This is a genomic window from Actinacidiphila sp. bgisy167 (assembly GCF_965342175.1).
Classification (GTDB): Bacteria; Actinomycetota; Actinomycetes; order Streptomycetales; family Streptomycetaceae; genus Actinacidiphila.
Genome location: NZ_CBDRBL010000208.1, coordinates 1 through 1225, shown reverse-complemented (window position 1 = coordinate 1225; position 1225 = coordinate 1). Strand labels below are relative to the sequence as shown.

At 67.7% G+C, this 1225-nt stretch carries 1 protein-coding gene; it reads left to right on the top strand.

The features are described 5' to 3' along the window. On the top strand, positions 1-1083 hold a 1083-nt coding region (locus ACRWND_RS30810), incomplete at its 5' end, for an IS701 family transposase (RefSeq protein WP_431955266.1). Positions 1084-1225 lie beyond the last annotated feature (142 nt).

Below are 1225 nucleotides of genomic sequence, written 5' to 3'. Positions count from 1 at the left end.
GCTCTGGACTACCTGAGCACGTTGCTCGCACCGCTGGAGAAGAAGAACGGGTGGACGCTCGCCGAGCAGGCCGGCCAGCGTCGCCCGGACGGGTTCCAGCGTCTGCTGAACTTCGCCGACTGGGACGAGCACGCGGTCCGGGACGACGTGCGTGACTTCGTCATCGAGACGATCGGAGCGAAGGACGCAGTCCTGATCGGGGACGACACCGGATTCCTGAAGAAGGGCGTGAAGTCGGCCGGGGTCCAGCGGCAGTACTCCGGAACGGCCGGACGCACGGAGAACTGCCAGATCGGCACGTTCTTGGCCTACGCCTCCGCAAAAGGCCGCGCTTTGATCGACCGCGAACTGTACATCCCGGCCTCCTGGACGGACGACCGCGAGCGGTGCCGGGCGGCCGGGATCGGGGACGAGGTCCCGTTCGCCACGAAGATCGAGCACTTCAAGTGGATGCTGCAACGCGCGATCGACGCACGCGTGCCCTTCGCCTGGGTCACCGCGGATGAGGCATACGGCCAGGTCAAGCACATGCGGGCCTGGCTGGAGGAACGGCACGTCGCCTATGTCCTGGCCACCAAGGTCAACGACACCGTGCCCACCACCGGCGGCACGGACGCCGAGGTCCGTGACCTGATCGCCGACCTGCCCCGGCAGGCATGGAAGCGGATCTCTGCCGGTGCGGGCGCGCACGGCCAGCGGTTCTACCACTGGGCCCGGACCGCGATCCGGGCCCAGTGGGAGGACGGCTTCGGGCACTGGGTCCTGGCCCGCCGAAGCATCAGCGACCCCACCGAGATCGCTTACTACGTCTGCTACGGGCCTGTCGCCTCCCGGCTGAAAGACCTGGTCAAGACCGCCGGTGTGAGGTGGCAGGTGGAGGAATGCTTCCAGATCGCCAAGGGCGAATGCGGCCTGGACCACTACCAGGTCCGTCTCTACCGTGCCTGGTACCGGCACATCACCCTCGCGATGGCCGCCCTCGCCTACCTGACCGCCACCCGCGCCGCAGAAGCCGCAAAAGGGGCGGCGGAGACGACGAGCACGACCTCATACCCCTCAGCGTCCCGGAGATCCGCCGGATGATCGGGCACGTCGTCATCACGCCCCGCTGCCATACCAACGAGCACCGTCTCCACTGGTCACACTTCCGACGCCGCAGCCAAGCCCGAGCCCGCCGCTGCCACTACCAACGCCGAGGCCACGACCCACACATGCGGTTGCAGTA